13 protein-coding genes and 1 pseudogene are annotated in these 15,386 nt (G+C 62.2%); 4 read left to right on the top strand and 10 right to left on the bottom strand.

From position 1 onward, the window contains the following. Positions 1-360, top strand: a pseudogene (locus BGO16_RS06540) (MFS transporter); the annotation flags it as partial. Between the two features lie 736 nt (positions 361-1,096). Here the strand turns inward: BGO16_RS06540 and pssA are convergent. The 3 genes from pssA to BGO16_RS06555 all read right to left on the bottom strand — a co-directional run bounded on the left by pssA (position 1,097) and on the right by BGO16_RS06555 (position 5,196). Next, positions 1,097-1,975 carry a CDP-diacylglycerol--serine O-phosphatidyltransferase gene (pssA, locus tag BGO16_RS06545; RefSeq protein ID WP_292617808.1) on the bottom strand — a complete coding sequence of 293 codons (879 nt, stop codon included), beginning with the start codon at positions 1,973-1,975 and terminating at the stop codon, positions 1,097-1,099. 378 nt (positions 1,976-2,353) lie between these two features. After that, on the bottom strand, positions 2,354-3,094 hold the full coding sequence (locus BGO16_RS06550) for a phosphatidylserine decarboxylase (protein ID WP_292617788.1): 741 nt from the start codon (positions 3,092-3,094) through the stop codon (positions 2,354-2,356). A 143-nt stretch (positions 3,095-3,237) separates the two neighbouring features. After that, complete coding sequence (locus BGO16_RS06555; RefSeq protein WP_292617790.1) at positions 3,238-5,196, bottom strand: ABC transporter ATP-binding protein/permease; 1,959 nt, start codon at positions 5,194-5,196, stop codon at positions 3,238-3,240. A gap of 208 nt (positions 5,197-5,404) precedes the next feature. On the opposite strand from BGO16_RS06555, the gene BGO16_RS06560 reads away from it, so the two are divergent. After that, a complete protein-coding gene (locus BGO16_RS06560) occupies positions 5,405-6,010 on the top strand; it encodes a TIGR00730 family Rossman fold protein (RefSeq protein ID WP_292617791.1) in 606 nt (201 codons plus the stop codon). A 120-nt stretch (positions 6,011-6,130) separates the two neighbouring features. On the opposite strand, the gene cimA is transcribed toward BGO16_RS06560, so the two are convergent. From cimA to cysS, 4 genes are read right to left on the bottom strand one after another with little or no spacing between them, the layout of a single operon-like run. Continuing rightward, positions 6,131-7,729, bottom strand: coding sequence for a citramalate synthase (gene cimA / locus BGO16_RS06565; RefSeq protein ID WP_292617792.1), 1,599 nt, complete (start codon positions 7,727-7,729; stop codon positions 6,131-6,133). After that, positions 7,726-8,226: a GNAT family N-acetyltransferase gene (locus tag BGO16_RS06570; RefSeq protein ID WP_292617793.1), complete on the bottom strand. Its 501-nt coding sequence runs from the start codon at positions 8,224-8,226 to the stop codon at positions 7,726-7,728. The genes cimA and BGO16_RS06570 overlap by 4 nt, the downstream gene beginning before the upstream one ends. A 4-nt stretch (positions 8,227-8,230) precedes the next feature. Further along, positions 8,231-8,725, bottom strand: coding sequence for an endonuclease domain-containing protein (locus BGO16_RS06575; protein WP_363091580.1), 495 nt, complete (start codon positions 8,723-8,725; stop codon positions 8,231-8,233). Beyond that, positions 8,707-10,335, bottom strand: coding sequence for a cysteine--tRNA ligase (gene cysS / locus BGO16_RS06580; protein ID WP_292617796.1), 1,629 nt, complete (start codon positions 10,333-10,335; stop codon positions 8,707-8,709). The genes BGO16_RS06575 and cysS overlap by 19 nt, the downstream gene beginning before the upstream one ends. A 296-nt stretch (positions 10,336-10,631) precedes the next feature. Between cysS and BGO16_RS06585 the strand changes: the two genes are divergently transcribed. After that, the gene (locus BGO16_RS06585; protein ID WP_292617798.1) at positions 10,632-10,952 is read left to right on the top strand and encodes a hypothetical protein; all 321 of its coding nucleotides are present in this window, start codon (positions 10,632-10,634) and stop codon (positions 10,950-10,952) included. A 284-nt stretch (positions 10,953-11,236) separates the two neighbouring features. Further along, positions 11,237-12,346: a DUF2865 domain-containing protein gene (locus tag BGO16_RS06590; RefSeq protein WP_292617800.1), complete on the top strand. Its 1,110-nt coding sequence runs from the start codon at positions 11,237-11,239 to the stop codon at positions 12,344-12,346. A 257-nt stretch (positions 12,347-12,603) separates the two neighbouring features. On the opposite strand, the gene BGO16_RS06595 is transcribed toward BGO16_RS06590, so the two are convergent. The 3 genes from BGO16_RS06595 to BGO16_RS06605 all read right to left on the bottom strand — a co-directional run. Beyond that, the gene (locus tag BGO16_RS06595) at positions 12,604-14,355 is read right to left on the bottom strand and encodes an NAD+ synthase (protein ID WP_292617802.1); all 1,752 of its coding nucleotides are present in this window, start codon (positions 14,353-14,355) and stop codon (positions 12,604-12,606) included. Between the two features lie 106 nt (positions 14,356-14,461). Further along, the gene (locus tag BGO16_RS06600) at positions 14,462-14,815 is read right to left on the bottom strand and encodes a diacylglycerol kinase (protein WP_292617804.1); all 354 of its coding nucleotides are present in this window, start codon (positions 14,813-14,815) and stop codon (positions 14,462-14,464) included. A gap of 1 nt (position 14,816) precedes the next feature. Then, a partial coding sequence (locus BGO16_RS06605) for a 3-deoxy-7-phosphoheptulonate synthase (RefSeq protein WP_292617807.1) occupies positions 14,817-15,386 on the bottom strand: 570 nt, incomplete at its 5' end.

A 15,386-nucleotide genomic window follows, 5' to 3' on the forward strand; every position in this document is an offset into this window, starting at 1 on the left:
ATGTCGATCCTCGCCGTGCTGATGGCCATGCAGATTTCGCTGACCGTCCAGTTGTTCGTCATATTCAGCCTTGCCCTGGTATCCGGCGCGGCCGCGGCAGCGGTCATCAAGCTGATCCCGATCTACTTCGTCCACGTGGGCGCGGTCAGCGGATTGGCAAAGGCCGCCGGCGCGGCCTGCGGCTTCACGATGACCTCCATTCTGGCCGCCAGCAAGTTTCTGTTGGGCGGCTATACCATGGGCTTTGTCATCTGGGCGCTGATGAACATCGCCGCGTTCTACGTCTCGTTCTCGCGAGTGGGTTTCCGGAATGTCAAACCGGTGTCTGCCGCGATCGCGGAGACCGTGCCCGCGCACTAGAGCGTTTTCGAGCGAAGTGGAATCCGGTTCGCGTGAAGAAAACGCCTCAAATCAAGAAGCTAGTGGTCCGATTCTAACATTTGCATCCCGTTGCGGCAGGGAGTTCCTGCAAATGCTAGAATCAAAGGACCACTAGCAGCTATCAGGTTTCTAGTGGAGTTTTGAATTTGACATTCGCCTGACGGGTTTGCTGCAAAGTGGGTAGCGAATGTCAAATTCACTCCACTAGAGTCTTTTACCGTTTCCATGAAACGGTAAAAGACTCTAAGGGGCCGTTCACGGAGGTTCGAAAAGAACCAACGCGACGGAAGCGATTTGCGATTGATGGAAACATGATCATGGCCGGGCTTGTCCCGGCCATGATTTTTTTCGCCGATTTTCCGGGACGTGGGTTGCCGCCATGGAGTCGGCGGGAGCGTTGCTGATATCGTCAGAACCAAAAACGGCCTGAGCCGCGACGGCAGGTCCGAGCCCGCTACGACCGGGCACGATCTCGCACCATGGACCTCTCCTCGTCTCCGCCGGAGATCGTAGCAAGGGCAGCTTGCTCAGAGTCTAGTTTGGAAAGTCACCGGGCATCTCCCGGCCGTTCCCGGACGCAGCGCTGTGTGAAACAATGCGCTGCTGAGCCGGGGTCTTTGCGATGGTTTTCTGCAACGATCCCGGGTCTGCGCAGCGTCACTTCGTGCCGCAACGCGCCCGGGACACCCGGAACGCAAACTTTTCAAACAGGCTCTCAGTGCGGCCGTGAAGGCCGGTTGTCCTGCTTCCGCTGCCGGATCGAAGGGGTTGGCGGCTTCGCCCCGGCGGATGGCGCAAAAGGCGGCGCCGCGTCAGAGGCCGACGGCGCATCTGGAAACGTCTCCTGCACCGCCGCCTTGACCTCCTGGTCGCGGTAGGACTTCCAGCCGACCGGAAGGCTCAACAGGAAAATGATCGAGCCGAACGAGAGGACGACCCAGGGATAGCTGATCAGGAGCGCGATAACGAACACCACGGTCACAAAGACCGGCAGCACCAGTTCCGGCGCCACGCGCATGCCGATCATCTTGCCGGAGAAAACCGGCAGCCGCGAAACCATGAGGATCGCGATCAGCAGCGTATAAAACGCCGTCAGCACCGCGGGCGGTTGCGGGACGCCCAGGAACGCCAGATAGATCGGCAGCAGCACCGCGATCGCGCCCGCCGGCGCGGGCACGCCGGTAAAGAAATTCGCGGCAAAGGCCGGCTTGTTGGGGTCGTTCATCGTGGCGTTGAAGCGCGCAAGCCGCAGGCCGCCGCTGATCGCGAATATCATCGATGCGATCCAGCCCACATTGTTGAGGTCGTGCAACTGCCAGAAATAAAGGATCAGGCCGGGCGCAACGCCGAAATTGACGAAGTCGGCGAGGCTGTCGAGTTCGGCGCCGAACTTCGACTGCCCCTTGATCATCCGGGCCACCCGGCCGTCGAGACCGTCGAGCACCGCCGCGAATACGATCGCGCCCACCGCAAGCTCCATCCGTCCTTCGGTCGAAAGCCGGATGGCCGTCAGGCCCGCGCAAATCGCAAGCAGCGTGATGAAATTCGGCACCAGCATGCGCACCGGGATCGGGCGAAAGCGGCGGCGGCGCATCTCGGATGATTTCTGGTCGTATGGCGTCTGCACGCCTCCTATATAGCAGGGCTCCAGCGGACCCGCACCCCCGCCTGGTGTCCTTTGATTCTAAATATTTGCACGGCATCTGCCGGAACGGGATGCAGATGTCAGAATCAGACCCCTCGAATCAAGATCGCTCGTATCCCATTGCTTGCGAAGTTTGCATCAAAGGCTGCTGCAAGGGCATGCGAGCTTCTTAATCAGGACACTTCCAATCAGGACGCTTCTAATCAGGACACTATGGCGTTTTCGAGTGAGGTGGAAACCGTTCACGTGAAGACCACGTATCAAAACAATGATCCAGAGCTTCGCTTCTGATTCAATCAGAAGCGAAAATGCTCCAGCCGTCCTGGATCAGTTGCTGCGGAAGGTCCGTCCGCTCTCTCCGAGTTGGAAATCGGCGAGCACCGTCTCGCCGGCGATCGCGGTCTGTCCCTCGGACACCAGCAGCGGCGTTCCCTCCGGCAAGTAGACGTCGCACCGCGAGCCGAACCGGATCAGCCCGAAGCGCTCGCCGGTTTCGATTGTCTGTCCGTCATGCACGAAGGTGACGATACGGCGCGCGACCAGTCCGGCGATCTGAACCACCCCGACCAGGCCGTTGTTCGGCGTCGATATGACCAGCCCGTTGCGCTCGTTGTCCTCGCTCGCCTTGTCGAGATCGGCATTGATGAATTTGCCGGGACGATAGACGATCCGTTCGATCTTTCCCGCAACCGGGCTGCGATTGACGTGGCAATTGAATACGCTCATGAAGATCGAAATCCGAACCATCGGCAGCTCGCCGAGTTCGAGTTCGGCAGGTGGCACCACCGGTGTAATCATCGAGACGCGGCCGTCGGCCGGCGACACGACGAGACCCCCGCGGACCGGCGTCACGCGGGCCGGATTGCGGAAAAACAGTGCACACCATATCGTCAGGAGCGTTCCGATCCAGCCCAGCGGAGTCCAGATCCAAAAGAAGATAAGGCTGGCAAGCGCGAAGCCGCCGACGAAGGGATAACCCTTCGGATGAATAGGTGAAATCTGGGCGCGAATGGATTTCGCGCTGGCGCGAATGGATTTCGCTATGGATAAAAGGGTCTGTCGATCCATGGATATGAAAACCTGATGATCTACGATGAAGCTGAAGGCGGGCTTTACGGAAACGCGCGTCTTGCACAGAAAACCCCGATCCGCAAGCCGGCGCCGCGGCGAACCCCCGAATCCTGATTCGGGACAACGATCTTGGAAATATTCTACTCTGCCGCGGCGGCCGGCGCCACCAGCGGATCATCTACGGGAGGCGGGGTCCGGTTGGGCGCGTCGTCATCGTCGCCGATCAGCGCCAGCTTCTCGCGCGCCGCCTGCGCCTCCCGCTGCCTATTCCACATGCTGGCGTAAAGCCCGTTAGCCGCCAAAAGCCCGCCGTGTGTGCCGCGTTCGGCGATTTGGCCTTGATCGAGCACGATAATCTCGTCCGCAGCCACGATGGTCGACAACCGGTGCGCGATCACCAGCGAGGTCCGGTTGCGTGAGACCCGGTCCAGCGCCTCCTGGATTTCATGCTCGGTGTGGCTGTCGAGCGCCGAGGTCGCCTCGTCCAGAACCAGGATCGGGGGGGCCTTCAGGATGGTGCGCGCAATCGCCACACGCTGTTTCTCCCCGCCGGACAATTTCAATCCGCGCTCGCCCACCTCCGTCTCGTAGCCTTTGGGCGACATCCTGATGAAATTGTCGATCTGCGCGGCGCGGGCGGCGGCCTCGACCTCTTCGTCGGTCGCGTTCCAGCGGCCATAGCGGATATTGTAGCGGATGGTGTCGTTGAACAGCACGGTGTCCTGCGGCACCATCCCGATCGCCGCCCGCAGCGACACCTGCGTGACGTCACGGATATCCTGTCCGTCGATCAGGATACGGCCCTCGGTCACGTCATAGAGACGAAACAGCAACCGTGACAGGGTCGATTTCCCCGCTCCCGACGGCCCGACGATCGCCACCGTCTTTCCCGCGGGCACCTCAAACGTCACGCCCTTGAGAATCGGGCGGCTTGAGTCGTAAGCGAACCGCACATCCTCGAACCGCACCGCACCTCGCGCGACTTGCAGCGGTTGCGCGCCGGCGCGATCCTTCACTTCCGGATTGCGCGTCAGCACGGCGAACATCTTTTCGATATCGATGATCGCCTGCTTGATCTGGCGATAGACCATGCCCATCAGGTTGAGCGGCTGGTAGAGTTGGATCATCATGGCGTTGACCATCACGAAATCGCCGACCGTGTGGGTGCCCTGCCGCACGCCGACCGCACACATGATCATCACCGCCGTCAGCCCGGCCGTGTAGATGATGGCCTGTCCGCCGTTCAAAACAGCCAGCGAAGTGTAGGTGGAGACGCTGGCGGTCTCGAAGCGCTCCATCGAGCGATCGTAGCGTTTCGCTTCCCGCAACTCGGCGCCGAAATATTTCACGGTTTCGTAGTTCAATAGCGAGTCGATCGCCTTGGCATTGGCGTCGGAATCGGATTCATTCATCCGGCGGCGGATTTCGATGCGCCACTGCGTCGCCCTGTAGGTGAAGGCCATGTAGACCACCACGGTCAGGAGCGTCACCAGCACATAGCGCCAGTCGAACTGCCACAGCAGCACTGCGGTGAGCAGACTGACCTCGACCGCGGTCGGAATAAGCTGGAGAATGACCAGCCGCACCATCTCCTCGATGCCGTTGCGGCCGCGTTCGAGCACGCGCGTCAGGCCGCCGGTCTTGCGCTCGAGGTGAAACCGCAGCGACAGTTCGTGCATGTGGACGAACGTCTGGTAGGCGAGCCTGCGCACCGCATGCATCGCGACCTTGGCGAAGATGCCGTCGCGCCATTGGGTGAGCAGCGCCATCAGCACGCGGACGAAGCCGTAGGCCAGCGTCATCGCGAGCGGCGACAGGATCAGCCACATCGTCCAGTTGTCGGGCTGCACCGGCGCGCTTCCCGCGCCGTTCAGCGCGTCGATCGCCCACTTGAAGGTGAACGGAACGATCAGGGTGGCGACCTTCGCCGCCAGCAACAGCAGCATCGCCCAGACCACGCGCATCTTCAGGTCGGCGCGGTCGCCGGGCCACATATAGGGCCACAGGTGCAGCAGCGCCCTGCCAAGCGTCGCGCTCCGGACAGGGTCGTCGGAGGGTTTTGCCGGCGTATCCGCCGGATGCGAAACGGCGCTACGCATCCGTAGCGCCCGAACCGCAAAACGGCTTCCGCAGCCGGAAATATCGTCCGATCGAGGTCATATGGACTGTCATATAAAGCGTTTGGATGCCGCGTACACCCTTGACGGGCGATCTTTTCGCTGCGGAGGCGGCGCGGCAGGCACTTGACCCGCCGCCGGCAATAGCCGAGCCTTGACGCAGTAATTGCGCGGGGCCACATCGATTCCCATGAGCATCATCAAAACGGTCTGCGTCTATTGCGGCTCAGGCCCCGGTACCAATCCCAACTTCGTCAAAGCTGCCGTCGCCCTAGGTAAAGCGTTCGCCCGGAATAACGTCGGGCTGGTCTACGGCGGCGGCTCGGTCGGCCTGATGGGCGCCATCGCGACGTCCGTCCTCGACAACGGCGGCACCGTCACCGGCATCATTCCGGACTTCCTGACCTCGCGCGAACATGCGCTGGCGCGCGTGCAGGAAATGATCGTCACGCGCGACATGCACGAGCGCAAGAGGCTGATGTTCGAGCGGTCGGATGCGTTCATCGCCCTGCCCGGCGGGGTCGGCACGCTGGAAGAACTGGTGGAGCAACTCACCTGGCAGCAACTCGGGCGGCACGCCAAGCCGATCCTGCTCGCGAATGTCGACGGCTTCTGGGAGCCGCTGCTCGCGCTGCTCGCTCACATGCGCTCCACCGCCTTCATCCGGCCGACGCTCGCGGTCAACGTTCTGCAAGCCGAGCGCGTGGAGGATATCCTGCCGAAACTTCGCGCCGCCGCGACCCTCGCGCGTGATGCCTCGAGGGAGATGCCGGCCGACGTCGCCGACCGGCTTTAGCCCCGGCGGACTGAACGGGCGGTCGAAACAGTCTCGACGGATGTCATTCCGGATCGCCGCTGGCGCGCGTCCAAAATGACCGGGAAGGTTTTTGACAGCCTGCAACGCGCCCCGCGTTGCTCACGCCGGCGCGTCGGCCTTCACCAGTTTGTAGAAAATTGAATCCATCAGCGCCTGGAACGACGCGTCGATAATATTGGGCGATACGCCGATCGTGGTCCAGCGCTCGCCCTCCTCGTCCTCGCTCTCGATCAGCACGCGCGTCACCGCTCCGGTGCCTCCATTGAGAATGCGCACGCGATAGTCGATCAGCTTCAGCCCGTCGATGTACTTCTGGTATTTGCCGAGGTCCTTGCGCAAGGCGACGTCGAGCGCATTGACCGGGCCGTTGCCTTCACCGGCGGAGATCAGTGTCCGGCCATCGACCTTCACCTTCACCACCGCCATGGCGACGGTGACGCGCTTGCCGTGGGAATTGTAGCGCTGCTCGACATTGACGTCGAACTGCTCGACATCGAAATACTCCGGCACACGGCCGAGCGTGCGCCGCGCCAGAAGATCGAACGACGCGTTGGCGGATTCGTAGGCGTAGCCCGCCGCCTCACGCTCCTTCATCTCGTCGATCAGCCGTCCGAGCTTCGGATCGTTCCTGTCGAACGCAATGTGCGCCCGCTCCAGTTCGGCCAGCACGTTGGAGCGGCCGGCCTGATCCGACACCAGCACCTTGCGGCGATTGCCGACCGATTCCGGCGCGACGTGTTCGTAAGTCGTGGGGTCCTTGAGAATCGCTGACGCATGAATGCCGGTCTTGGTGACGAACGCGCTCTCGCCGACGTAAGGCGCGTGGCGGTTCGGCGCGCGGTTCAGCATGATATCCAGCGTGCGCGAGGCCTGCGTCAGCGTCGCGAGCTTGTCGTCCGTCACGCCGATCTCGAAGGCGTCGGAGAATTCCTTCTTCAGTTTCAGCGTCGGGATCAGCGAGCAGAGATTGGCGTTGCCGCAGCGTTCGCCGAGGCCGTTCAGCGTGCCCTGGATCTGGCGCGCTCCCCCGCGCACCGCAGCGAGCGAATTGGCGACCGCCTGTTCGGTGTCGTTATGGGCGTGGATGCCGAGATGGTCGCCGGGAATCTGCGTCGCGACCTCGCGCATGATGGTCTCGATCTCGTTCGGCATGGTGCCGCCATTGGTGTCGCACAGAACGATCCAGCGGGCGCCGGAGTCATACGCGGTCCTGGCGCAGGCGAGCGCGAAGGCGGGATCCTGCTTGTAACCGTCGAAAAAATGCTCGCAGTCCACCAGGACCTCGCGGCCGGCTGCCGTGGCGGCCTTCACGCTGTCCCGGATCGACGCCAGGTTTTCATCGTTCGTGGTCTCCAGCGCGACGCGCACCTGATAGGCGGACGATTTGGCGACGAAACAGATCGCATCCGCCCTGGCCTCGATCAGCGCAGCCAGCCCCGGATCGTTGGATGCCGAGCGGCCCGGTCGCCGCGTCATGCCGAAGGCGGTGAACCTGGCGTGGCCGAGCGCGGGCTTGTGCGAGAACAGCTCGGTATCGGTCGGATTTGCGCCGGGATAGCCGCCCTCGACATAGTCGATGCCGAGATCGTCAAGCATCTTCGCGATGATCTGCTTGTCCTGCAACGTGAAGTCGACGCCGTTGGTCTGGGCGCCGTCGCGCAGCGTGGTGTCGAACAGATAGAGACGCTCGCGGCTCATGGCGCGTCCCTCGCGGCCAGCGTCTTCTTCATCGTGGTGTTGGCCAGCCACTCGTCGCCGACCGTCACCGAATTACGTTGCATCGCGACGTAGCCGCGGCTCGCGAAAAACCGCTCCGCGGTATCGCTGGCCTCGACGGTCAGCGCGGTGGCCCCCCGCGCGCCGGCAAGTTTCTCCAGCGCATCGCACAACACGGTCGCGACCCCCTGCCTCGCCGCAGCCGGATGCACATAGAGCATGTCGATGCAATCTGTGCCCTTCAGCGATGCGAAGCCGACCGGCGAGCCTTGCAGCGTCGCCACCAGCGTCAACTGCTTCGCAAGCCGCGCGCCGAACTTGCCCTCATCGTCCGCGGCGCCCGCCCACGCGATCTGCTGCGCCTCGCTGTAGTCGTCGCCGGTCAGTTCCTCGATGCTGGCGACGAAGATCGCCGCCAGTATGGGAACGTCGTCTGGCAGCATCGGCCGCAGCGCGGGTTTGGGAAGCGCCTGTCCCATCGCGTCAAAACACCTCCTTACTTCCCTCTCCCCCTGCGGGAGAGGGTGGCGGCGAGCGCAAGCGAGCCGTCGGGTGAGGGGTTGCCGCTCCCTCCGCAATGATAGTCAGCACGCCTTCCAGATTGGACAAAATGTCATTGTTCCAGAATCGAAGCGTATGGAAACCATCATCCGCGAACCAGCGGTCCCGCTCAGCATCACGCACAGACTCAGCATGTTGACCGCCGTCCACCTCGACAACGAGCCGCAGATCGAAACAGAGAAAATCCGCGACGTAAGGGCCGACCGGCACCTGCCTGCGAAATTTGAGATTTTGGAAGCGTCGGTCTTTGAGCGCAAACCAGAGCTTCCGCTCAGCGTCGGTCATCCTCGACCGTAAACTTCGGGCCGTTGCTTTTCGAGACGACCCCTCACCCGCCTCGCGCCAACGGCGCTCGGCACCCTCTCCCGCAAGGGGAGAGGGAAGGCTCGGCCGCACCCTCATCGCGCGATCTCCCATGTCGTCACCGGCTTGCCGTCGGCGTCCTTGCCGTCCTTCAGCACGACGCCCATGGCCGCAAGCTCGTCGCGGATGCGATCGGATTCCTTGAAGTCTTTTCGGGCACGGGCTTCGGCGCGTTCCGCGACAAGCCTGTTAATCTTGGTATCGATTAAATCTCGGCTGCCTAATACAAGTGTAATCGTAGAATCCTGGCCAATCTCGACCTTGACGCCAGTACTCTCAATCTCCGCTGTAATCGCCGAGATTATTTGTGGTGGAGCAGAATTTGCATAAGCCGCTCGCAGAGATTGAACTCTATCAGCGTTGTCAAAAAGGAGACGACCCGAACCAGTTCCAATTCCTGATGTACCGAATTGGAATAGACCGGGCTTATCTAGGTTTTGAAACCCGAAGAACTCACAACACGCAGCGAACTCAATTTTTTCACTGCTCCCCCCACGTTTGGCGCGTTGATATAGTTCACGCAATTTGGTGATCGCATTCGGTGTGTCGAGGTCGTCAGCTAAAGTCTTTATGATGCTTAAAGGCGAATAATCATTTGATGGCTTATATCTATCTTTTCCAAAGTAAGGAAAAACAACGTGAGCCCAGTCTTCTAACTCAAGATTAGCTTGCATAGCTCGTGTATCGGTCCAATCTAGAGGCTCACGATATGACGTCATCAGCATTTGTAATCGGAGGACATCGCCAGGCCACTTGTCGAGAAGTTGCCGAATTGTGAAGAAGTTGCCCAAACTCTTCGACATCTTCTCGCCTTCGACCTGCAGAAAGCCGTTGTGCATCCAGGTGTTCGCCATCGCAGGCGTGCCGTGGGCGCAGCGCGACTGCGCGATCTCGTTTTCATGATGCGGGAAGATCAGGTCGAGGCCGCCGCCATGGATGTCGAAGACGTCTTTGCCATCCGGTCCGCCGAGATAGGCCGCGCTCATCGCCGAGCACTCGATATGCCAGCCGGGCCGTCCCCTGCCCCACGGGCTCTCCCAGCCCGGCTCGTTCTCCGACGACAATTTCCACAGCACGAAATCCGCCGGGTTCCTCTTGTGCGCGTCCACCGCCACCCGCGCGCCGGCCTTTTGCTCATCTAACTTCCGGCCCGAGAGTGCGCCGTAGTCCGGCATCGACCGCACGTCGAACAGCACCTCGCCGCCGGCCTCGTAGGCATGGCCGCGCGCGATCAGTTGTTTGATCAGCGTCACCATGTCGGTCCGGCCGTCGGCGCGCGGCAACACGAATTCGGTGGCGCGCGGTTGATGCGTCGGCGGCAGGCAGCCGAGCGCGGCAACATCGGCCTGAAACTGATCCGCGGTCTTTTCCGTGACCTTGCGGATCGCCTCGTTCAACGGCAGGCCTGGAAAATCCCGCGCCGCGCGGTCGTTGATCTTGTCGTCGACGTCGGTGATGTTGCGGACATAGGTGACGTGGTCGGCGCCGTAGAGATGCCGCAGCAGGCGGAACAAGACGTCGAAAACGATGACCGGCCGCGCGTTGCCGATATGGGCGAAGTCGTAGACCGTCGGTCCGCAGACATACATCCGCACATTGGACGGATCGATCGGCGTGAAACCACGCTTCTCCTTGGTCAGGGTATCGTAAAGGCGCAGTTCCATGGAATTCCGTTCCGAAGTCGCATCGGCTGAATAGCGAATGTCAAATCCGCTCCGCTCGCTGGCCGGGCGTCTGGATCACGTTTGTGAGATAAGACGGTGGTCGGCCAGCGAATCGCTAGCGCATAATCTCGCGGCAAAGGCCACAAAAGGCGAGCAGACCGTTCATTCCGGCACCATGGAGCAGCCGGGGTGCAGCGTCAAGGCCACGCCCCACAAACGCCTCATTTCGCCGCGAAATCGCGGCGGCTGGCCGTGGCCCCGCAAGGTCCGGCGGCTTCCCGTTTTTCCGGCACATCATGCGCATTATCCCCATATTTCCGGCCGCCCTGTTTCTGGCAGGTACGGCTCTCCTCGCGGGCGCCCCCGCCCATGCGGACAGCCATGTTTTTATCGTGGCCAATCACGCCGACGGCTATGGCATCGACCAGTGCCTCGCTTTGGGGGAGAGATGCGGCGCCCACGCCGCGCACTCCTACTGCCGGTCGCGCGATTTTGTGCAGGCCACCGCTTACAGGCGCGTCAAGCCCGACGAGATGACGGATTCGATTTCAGGATCGACAGGCTCGTGCCGGCACAGCGGCTGCAACGAATTCGTCGCGATCACCTGTCAACGCTGACTGGCCGGGAAGAACGCTGACTCGCCGGGAAGACGGTGTCGCTCTGAGTCCGCCACACTCGCGCCCCGGAAACGACGTGACGCTGCCGCGAGAAGCGGATAAGAAATGACCAACGCTGGCGAACGGCCATCAGGGTCTTGCATCCGGCCCCGTCGGTGTCTCGCAACGCAATCAGGCTCCGCCCGGATTGTAAAAATCACCGCGATGGGCGCGTCTGCATTCGAAAGACAACACCTCATCGTAGCGTTTGCAGAATCGCCCCGGGATCGCTCTGATGGCGGATCATGCCTGACCTTTTGTTTGCCCGCCGCTTAATGCGACTTCTGGCTTGCGCTGGCGTCCTTGGCCTCGGCGTCGCGACCCCTGCCGGCGATGCGATGGCGCAGAGCGCGCCAGGCGCCAATCCCATTTGCCCACGGCTCGAGGCGCAACTCGCAAGCATCGAGCGCGGCGGGGCCGAGCCGGCGCGAGCCGGCCAGATCCGGCGCTACGAGGATGCCGCAGGCCGGCAGCAGGCCGAACTCGAACGCGTCACTGCGCAAGCAAGACGCATGGGCTGCGACAGTTCGGGCTTCTTCGCGCTGTTCAACGGCCAGTCGCAGCAGTGCGGGCCGGTCACCCAGCAGATCCAGCGCATGCGGACCAATCTGGAGCAGATCACCACCAGCCTGGAGCGACTGAGAGCCGGCAACGGCGGCCCGGACCACGACAACCAGCGCCGCTCCGTGCTGATAGCGCTGGCGCAGAACAATTGCGGCCCGCAATACGCCGCGGCGGTGCGGAACCAGGGCAATTTCTTCGATAACCTGTTCGGCAATTCTCCCGAGCATATCGATAATGCGGAGCTTCCGCCGGCCGATACCGGCGTGCAGTCCGGAACCTACCGAACCGTCTGCGCGCGCTCATGCGACGGCTTTTATTTCCCGATCTCGTTCGCCACCGTGCCGAGCCGTTTTGCCGACGACGAGCGCACCTGCAAGAACCTGTGCCCGGCGGCGGACGCTACCCTCTATGCCTATCGCAATCCGGGCGAGGACATGAATCAGGCCGTCTCGATCAACGGACAGCCTTATTCGTCATCTCCGAACGCGTTCCGGTACCGTCAGGAATTCAATCCATCGTGCTCATGCAAGGCTGCGGGCCAGACCTGGTCGGAGGCGCTGAAAGGACTCGACGATAAAGCCACGGCCGCGCAGCAGGGCGACATCATCGTTACCGAAGACGGCGCGAAAAAGATGTCACAGGGCGGCGGCAACAAAGGCTCGCAAAAGAAGGACGCAGCCGCAGCGCCAGCCAATGCGCCCGCGACGACGAGCGCGGTGCCCACCGGCTCCGCTCCGGCGACCAACAAACCGATCCGGTCGGTCGGACCGACGTTCATACCCGCGCAATAGAGCATTTTCCCGCGGGGTGGATTTGCTTTAACAGGATTTGAAGTCTCGACGGATGTCATTCCGGGGGGCGCCGTCGGCGCGAACCCGGAATCCAGCATTCTTGGACCATCGTCGAATATCCAGATTCCGGATCGCCGCTGGCGCGGCGTGCGGAAGGACGGAAAAAGTTTTCGAACAACCCGTTACAGCGTTTTCGAGCGAAGCGGCCCCAGTTCGCGTGAAGAAAACACGAACTCATTGTGATTCATTTTTTGCCGTCAGCCCTCGAAGGCTTCCGCTGAAGCCCGGCCGGCGCGTGAGACGAGGCCTTCATCCGGCTTCGGCAACGGTTTGCCGGAATCGCGAAACCGGTTGGTGATGGGATAACGGCGGTCGCGGCCGAAATTCCTCCGCGTGACCTTGACGCCCGGTGCCGCCTGCCGACGCTTATATTCGGCAACGTTCAGCAAGTGATCGATCCGCGCGACCACATCACGGTCGAATCCTTCCGCGACGATCGAGGCCAGCGGCTCGTCCCGCTCCACCAGCCGCTCGAGGATGGCGTCGAGCAGTTCATAGGGCGGCAGCGAATCCTGATCGAGCTGGTTTTCGCGCAGTTCCGCCGTCGGCGGCCGGGCGATCGTGGTGGACGGGATCACCTCGCCCGCAGGTCCGAGCGCGCCGTCCGGCTTCCATGCGTTGCGCAGGCCGGCGAGGCGGAACACCTCGGTCTTGTAGATATCCTTGATTGGATTGAAGCCGCCGTTCATGTCGCCGTACAGCGTCGCGTAGCCCACCGACATTTCCGACTTGTTGCCGGTGGTCACCACCATCGCGCCGGTTTTGTTGGAGATCGCCATCAACAGCGTGCCGCGCGCGCGCGACTGTAGATTTTCCTCGGTGATATCGCGCGGAAGCCCCGCGAACGTGCCGGAGAGAATCTCCTCAAAGCCGTTCATTGCCGGCGCGATCGGCAGCACGTCGTAGCGAATGCCGAGCGCCATTGCGAGCTTCGCGGCATCGTCGAGCGAGACCTGTTCGGTAAAGCGGAACGGCAGCATGACGCCGCGAACGCTCTCCGCCCCGAGCGCATCGACGGCGATCGCCGCGCACAAGGCCGAGTCGATGCCGCCGGACACGCCGAGCAGCACGCCGGGAAATCCGTTCTTCCGGACATAGTCGCGTAAGCCCAGCACGCACGCGGCATAGTCGGCCTTGTCCCCTTCGAGCTGAGACGCCACGGGCCCCGCGCACTGCCAACCCGCCGCGGACCTGGTCCATTGCAGCGTGACGACGCTTTCCTCGAAAGAGGGAAGCTGCGCGGCCAGCGAGCGATCGGCGTTCAGCGCGAACGACGCACCGTCGAACACCAGTTCGTCCTGGCCGCCGACCTGATTGAGATAGACCAGCGGCAGATCGCTCTCAGTCACGCGCGCAACAGAAATCGACAGCCTGATGTCGTTTTTGCCTTTCGCGTAGGGCGAGCCATTGGGAACGACGAGAATTTCCGCGCCGGTTTCCGCGAGGCACTCGACCACGTTCTCGTACTCGGCGGATTCCTCGACCCAGGTATCCTCGCAGATCGGAACGCCGATCCGCACGCCCCGAATTTTCAAGGGTCCCCCGACCGGGCCCCGCGCGAATACGCGCTTCTCGTCGAACACGCCGTAGTTCGGAAGGTTGACCTTGAAGCGGATCGCCGCGACCCGTCCCTCATCCAGCAGCGCATAAGCATTATAAAGCTTGCCGTCGTCCACCCATGGGGTGCCGATCAGCATGGCCGGGCCGCCGTCGGAGGTCTCGCGCGCGAGATCCTCGACCGCTTCGCGGCACGCGGCTTGGAACGCGGGCTTCAGCACCAGATCCTCCGGCGGATAGCCGGCGATGAACAATTCCGGAAGCGCCACCAGCGCGGCGCCCTCTGCCCTGGCCTGCGCGCGAGCGGCGCGAGCCTTGGCCGCGTTGCCGGCAATGTCTCCGACGGTCGGATTCAACTGGCCGAGCGTGATCTTGAAGCTGGTTACGGTCATGGATGCTCGTTGCCCGCGGGCCTCGCCTTTTCTGCAATGGTCCCGCTTATAGCGGTTTCGAGTGACCTGGACAGCGGTCCAAATCAAGAAACTCGCCCGATAAAACCTAAAGGAAACCCATGCGTTCAACGATCGCGCTGCCCCAGGTCAGGGCGATGATGAGCAGCGCCACTCCGACCGCGGCCGAGCCGACGTCCTTGACGTGCCCGATTTGCGGATCGTGATCGGTCGTCAATCGATCCGCCAGTTTTTCGATCGCGGTATTCAGAAGCTCGATCGCCAGAAGCAGCAGGACCACCACCACGAGTTCGACGCGCCGGGCCGCCGTCGCTCCGACAAGCCACGCCAGCGGCAGCGCCAGCAAGAGCGCGAACAATTCCTGCCGGATGGCCTGCTCGGAGCGGATGGCAAAGATCAATCCGTTCCAGCTATTGATGGTGGCGCGCCATAAGCGCACCACCTCAGAAGCCCGCGACCGCGGGGATCGGCTTGATCTTGCCCGCCCGATCCTGCCTGAGCAATTCGGCGATCAGGAACGCCATGTCGATCGACTGCTCGGCATTCAGGCGCGGATCGCAGACGGTGTGATAGCGGTCGTTGAGGTCTTCGTCCGTGATCGCACGCGCGCCGCCGATACACTCGGTGACGTTCTGTCCGGTCATTTCCAGATGAACGCCGCCGGCGTGCGTGCCTTCCGCGGCATGAATGCTGAAGAACGACTTGACCTCCGACAGGATGCGATCGAACGGGCGGGTCTTGTAACCGCTGGTCGAGGTGATGGTGTTGCCGTGCATCGGATCGCACGACCACACGACAACGCGGCCCTCGCGCTGCACCGCGCGGATCAGTTGCGGCAGGTAATCGCCGACCTTGTCTGAGCCGAAGCGGCCGATCAGCGTCAGCCGCCCCGGCTCGTTGTCCGGATTGAGCACGTCGATCAGCTTCAAGAGTTCGTCCGGCTTGAGCGAGGGGCCGCACTTCAGCCCGATCGGATTCCTGATGCCGCGGAAATATTCGACGTGGCCATGATC

The sequence above is a fragment of the Nitrobacter sp. 62-23 genome, from assembly GCF_001897285.1.
Classification (GTDB): Bacteria; Pseudomonadota; Alphaproteobacteria; order Rhizobiales; family Xanthobacteraceae; genus Nitrobacter.

Excerpts from the sequence above, each read along its gene's own strand:
- cimA (WP_292617792.1), bottom strand. The coding sequence starts at position 7,729 with ATGAGCCGCGAGCGTCTCTATCTGTTCGACACCACGCTGCGCGACGGC.
- BGO16_RS06550 (WP_292617788.1), bottom strand. The coding sequence starts at position 3,094 with ATGGATCGACAGACCCTTTTATCCATAGCGAAATCCATTCGCGCCAGC.
- BGO16_RS06595 (WP_292617802.1), bottom strand. The coding sequence starts at position 14,355 with ATGACCGTAACCAGCTTCAAGATCACGCTCGGCCAGTTGAATCCGACC.
- pssA (WP_292617808.1), bottom strand. The coding sequence starts at position 1,975 with ATGCGCCGCCGCCGCTTTCGCCCGATCCCGGTGCGCATGCTGGTGCCG.
- BGO16_RS06590 (WP_292617800.1), top strand. The coding sequence starts at position 11,237 with ATGCCTGACCTTTTGTTTGCCCGCCGCTTAATGCGACTTCTGGCTTGC.
- BGO16_RS06585 (WP_292617798.1), top strand. The coding sequence starts at position 10,632 with ATGCGCATTATCCCCATATTTCCGGCCGCCCTGTTTCTGGCAGGTACG.
- cysS (WP_292617796.1), bottom strand. The coding sequence starts at position 10,335 with ATGGAACTGCGCCTTTACGATACCCTGACCAAGGAGAAGCGTGGTTTC.
- BGO16_RS06555 (WP_292617790.1), bottom strand. The coding sequence starts at position 5,196 with ATGCGTAGCGCCGTTTCGCATCCGGCGGATACGCCGGCAAAACCCTCC.
- BGO16_RS06575 (WP_363091580.1), bottom strand. The coding sequence starts at position 8,725 with ATGGGAGATCGCGCGATGAGGGTGCGGCCGAGCCTTCCCTCTCCCCTT.
- BGO16_RS06570 (WP_292617793.1), bottom strand. The coding sequence starts at position 8,226 with ATGGGACAGGCGCTTCCCAAACCCGCGCTGCGGCCGATGCTGCCAGAC.
- BGO16_RS06560 (WP_292617791.1), top strand. The coding sequence starts at position 5,405 with ATGAGCATCATCAAAACGGTCTGCGTCTATTGCGGCTCAGGCCCCGGT.